We start from the raw sequence: 4558 nt of genomic DNA on the forward strand, positions 1-4558 counted from the left end.
TCTTTAAGTAAAATTACATTAGTATGTAAAGGAGATAAGACATGATTAGTTATACATTAGGGTTTATTTTAGATTTGATTATTGGTGAGCCTCATAATCCATACCATCCTGTTAGGGGAATTGGTGCTTTTGCTAAGGGTCTTGAAAAAAGGTTTAGGGATATATTCTCTAGGAACCTTTACTTAGCAGGAGGGGTTACATGGGTTTTAACTATTATTGCTACGTATTTTATATCGAGCTTCTTACTAGGTCAGGTTTATAGATTTGGTTTTTTAGTTGGAGCTATTGTTGAAGGGGTAGTTATATATTTCTGCATATCATCTAGAGGTCTTGCTGTTGAAGGAATGAAGGTTATTAAGACTTTAAAAAATGGTGATATAGAAGGTGCTAGACATAAGCTATCATATATTGTTGGGAGAGATACGAGTACACTTGACGAGAAGGGGATTGTTAGGGCTGTTGTAGAGACTGTTTCTGAGAATATGTCCGACGGAATTATAGCTCCTATGATGTTTGCTGCTCTAGGGGGTGCCCCTTTAGCTATGGCATATAAGGCTGTAAATACCTGTGATTCTATGTTTGGTTATAAGAATGACAAGTATAGAGAGTTTGGGTATGTTTCTGCTAAGATGGATGACATTGCAAACTTTATTCCAGCAAGGGTTACAGCATACTTTATTGTAGCAGCTGCCTATATTTTAAAGTACGATTATAAGGGAAGTTTAAGAATATATAAACGTGATAGATATAACCACTTAAGTCCTAATAGTGCCCATCCTGAGGCAGCTGTTGCAGGGGCACTAGGTATTAGACTTGGTGGAGTTAACTATTATTTTGGAAAACCTGTGGAAAAACCAACAATAGGAGATGATTTAAGACCTATTTCTGTGGAAGATGTGGATAAAACCAATAGGATTCTTATGGTTGTTAGCTTACTTGGGTATTTTGCAGGAATTATTTTTATAAAAATCGGAGGGTAATATGAATTTTGGTCATGGGGGTAATGTAGATCAGGTATCAAGGGTTTATGGCATAGATAGGGATTCGATTGTTGATTTTTCAGCGAATATTAATCCCCTAGGGTTACATAAAAATGTAAAAGAGGCTATTGTTCAGGGTATTTGTAAGGTAGACAGATACCCTGATATTACATATAGGGATCTTGTTAATGCTATTTCTAACTATGAAGATACAAGTAGTGAGTATATTCTTCTTGGGAATGGTGCAGGTGAGGTTATTTTTAATATTGTAAGGGCACTTATGCCAAGAAAGGGAGTATTGTTTGCCCCTAGCTTTTCAGAGTATGGTGATGCTTTAAGTTCAGTTGGATGTAGAAGTTTCTATTACAGTTATGGAAAGGACTTTAGCAATGTTGAAGGTATAGTTGACTATATAGATTATGATGTAGACATTGTTTTTCTATGTAATCCTAATAATCCAACTGGTGTTTTAAGCTCTAGGGATGTATTAGTTAAGGTTGCAAAAAGATGCAAAGAGGTAGGGGCGGTTCTTGTTATTGATGAGTCTTTCCTTGATTTTGTAGAGAATAAGTGGAAGATTTCTATGATAGGCCTTGTTAAGGAATATGAGAATATTTTTGTAGTTAAGTCTCTAACTAAGTTCTATGCCTTTCCTGGAATTAGAATAGGATATGGAGTTACATCAAACCCTGATTATATTAATAGGTATAGGGGAGTTTGTCCACCTTGGAACGTTAATACTTTAGCTATGGTTGGAGCAATAGCTGCACTAGGAGAGACGGAGTACGCAAGGGAAAGTGTAGCCTATGTTAAATCAGAAGGAGAAAGCTTGTACAATGAACTAATATCTATTAATGGTATTAAAGTGTATAGGCCATCTGTTAATTATATTTTCTTTAAATGTCTAGTAGATATAGACCTTAAGGATGAGTTAATTAAAAGGGGAATACTTATTAGGGATTGCAGTAATTATTACGGTCTAGATAGTGGATATTATAGGGTTGCAGTTAGGACAAAGATGGAGAATCGTATCCTTATAAATGGACTTAAAGAGGTATTAAAGTGAAGAAATTACTTATAATTTTAGATGGATTAATGGAGGAAAGCTTTGAAAATTCTAATTTAGGGGAAATGATTCTTGGAGAACATTCTAAGGATTTTAAAATGGAGAAGGTTTCATATTGTACAAATGGGTATGATATTGATAGCCTTAACTGTATTATGAATATGCTTGGGTATTCTCCAGAGAAGTTTGACCTATCTGATAGGGCCTATTATGAGGGGTTAAGCCATGGAATAGTAGATTATGAATATATTATGAGATGCAATGTTGTTAGAATTACAGGTGGAGTTTTAGAGGATTTTACTGGTGGAGGCTTACCAAATAATATAGGTGATATTGTTAATGGATTTAAGATAAGTGGTGGTAGAGCATTTAGCTGCCAAGGGTATAAGAATCTTATCTACTTTAACAAGGGCTTTAAGTTAGAGGGGGAGGGGGCTTATCCTCCCCACTTTAATCAAGGTAAGAGGGTAGATGAGATTATGCCAGAGTCTAAGGTTTTAAGAGAAGTTGTAAAAAAGTCAATAGACTACTTTAATAGTCTTGGACATTCAGGCCTTGCTTTATGGCCCTGGGGAATATCAACTATGCCAAGATTTAAAGGGAGAGAGCTAGATACAGGAATAGTTTCAGGGATAGATCTTATTCATGGAATTGGACTTCATCTTGGAATGGATTCTGTTAAGGTTCTAGGTGGAACAGGTGATATTAATACTAATTTATCAGCTAAGTTAATAGCAACGCTATCTTCAATTGAGAAAAACCATAGAACTATTTTACACATTAATGGCTTCGATGAAGCTGCACATAGAAGGGATAAAAATCTTAAAAAAAGCTTTATAAATCAAGTGTTTGAAGAGATTTTAGGTCCCTTAATAAAAGAATCCCTGTCAAATAATATTGATATATATATAACAAGTGACCATAGAACTGACTCAATATTAGGGGTACATTTAAGTGGATGGGTTCCATTGTTTAAAAAGGTTAAACAGTAAAAATATAGAAAATGTAAAAAATATAGTAGGGGTTTAAAGGTGATAAATTAATCTAATCAACTTTAAACCCCTATTTTCGTAATAAAACATTTTAAATGACATATCCAATATTGTAAACATTGTTTTAAAATTAACACTAATAAGTAGCAATTAACAGAATATTATAGTAAAATTAAATTGTTAATAAATAAACAATTATTTATGTGATATAGATTAAGTAAGGTTAATATACTTAATTAGTCAAAATATAAGGGGGTTTTATTAATGAGTAGATTTACATTACCTAGGGATATTTATTTTGGAAAAGGTTCACTTGAAGTTCTTAAGACTATTAAGGGAAAGAAAGCAATGATCGTTGTTGGTGGAAGCTCAATGCAGAAGTTTGGGTTCCTAGACAAGGTTTGCGATTATCTAAAGGAAGCATCAATAGAAGTAAAACTATTTGAGGGGGTAGAACCAGACCCATCTGTTGAAACTGTATTAAAAGGTGCAGCTGCAATGAGAGAATTTGAACCAGATATTATCCTTTCTATCGGTGGAGGTTCACCAATAGATGCAGCTAAGGCTATGTGGGTATTCTACGAACATCCAGAGCTTAAGTTTGATGATATTAAGGATCCATTTACAATTCCAGAACTTAGAAACAAGGCTAAGTTTATTGCGGTGCCATCAACTTCAGGAACAGCAACAGAGGTTACAGCATTCTCAGTTATAACAGACTATGAGAACAAGGTTAAGTATCCACTTGCAGATTATAATATAACTCCAGACATGGCTATTGTTGATTCAACACTTGCTGAAACAATGCCAAAAACACTTACAGCTCATACAGGAATGGACGCATTAACACATGCAATCGAAGCATATGTAGCAGGACTACATTCACCATTCTCAGATCCACTAGCAATGCAAGCAATAGAGATGATAAATGCTGAATTAATTAAGTCATATGAAGGTGATGTAGATGCTAGAGAAAGCATGCACTATGCACAATGTCTAGCAGGTATGGCATTTACTAATGCATTACTTGGAATTACTCATAGCATGGCACATAAAACAGGTGCAGTATTTAATATTCCACACGGATGTGCAAATGCTATTTACTTACCATACGTTATAGACTTTAATAAGAAGGCTTGTATGGACAGATATGCTGCTATTTCAAGAAGACTTGGACTTGCAGGAAGCAGTGATGAGGAGCTAGTTGATAGCTTAACTACACTGATTAAGGACCTTAACAAGAAGCTTGAAATTCCTCAAACTCTTAAGGACTATGGAATTGATGAGGTTGAGTTTAAGAAAATGGTTAGATTAGTTTCAGAAAGAGCTATAACTGATGCATGTACAGGTTCAAACCCAAGAGAAATTAACGCAGATGAAATGGAAAAGTTATTTACTTGTATCTATTATGGAGAAAAAGTAGATTTCTAATTGATATAAAATAACACACAAATACCTTAAACATATTAAGATACCATATATGAAGAACCTATTAATACTAGATTTAATAGGTTCTTTTT

General features: G+C 34.3%; 4 protein-coding genes. All 4 read left to right on the forward strand.

All coding sequences use genetic code 11. The annotated features are described in order from the left end of the window. The first annotated feature begins 41 nt into the window (after positions 1-41). Positions 42-980, forward strand: a complete 939-nt coding sequence (gene cbiB / locus RR539_RS10415; protein ID WP_332483822.1) for an adenosylcobinamide-phosphate synthase CbiB — start codon at positions 42-44, stop codon at positions 978-980. Between the two features lies 1 nt (position 981). Next, positions 982-2046, forward strand: a complete 1065-nt coding sequence (gene cobD, locus RR539_RS10420; RefSeq protein WP_332483821.1) for a threonine-phosphate decarboxylase CobD — start codon at positions 982-984, stop codon at positions 2044-2046. After that, a complete protein-coding gene (locus RR539_RS10425) occupies positions 2043-3038 on the forward strand; it encodes a hypothetical protein (RefSeq protein WP_332474960.1) in 996 nt (331 codons plus the stop codon). The genes cobD and RR539_RS10425 overlap by 4 nt, the downstream gene beginning before the upstream one ends. Positions 3039-3302: 264 nt before the next feature. Continuing rightward, complete coding sequence (locus tag RR539_RS10430; RefSeq protein ID WP_332474995.1) at positions 3303-4469, forward strand: iron-containing alcohol dehydrogenase; 1167 nt, start codon at positions 3303-3305, stop codon at positions 4467-4469. Positions 4470-4558: the final 89 nt, after the last annotated feature.

The organism is Clostridium sp. (assembly GCF_036639235.1).
Classification (GTDB): domain Bacteria; phylum Bacillota; class Clostridia; order Clostridiales; family Caloramatoraceae; genus Clostridium_AB.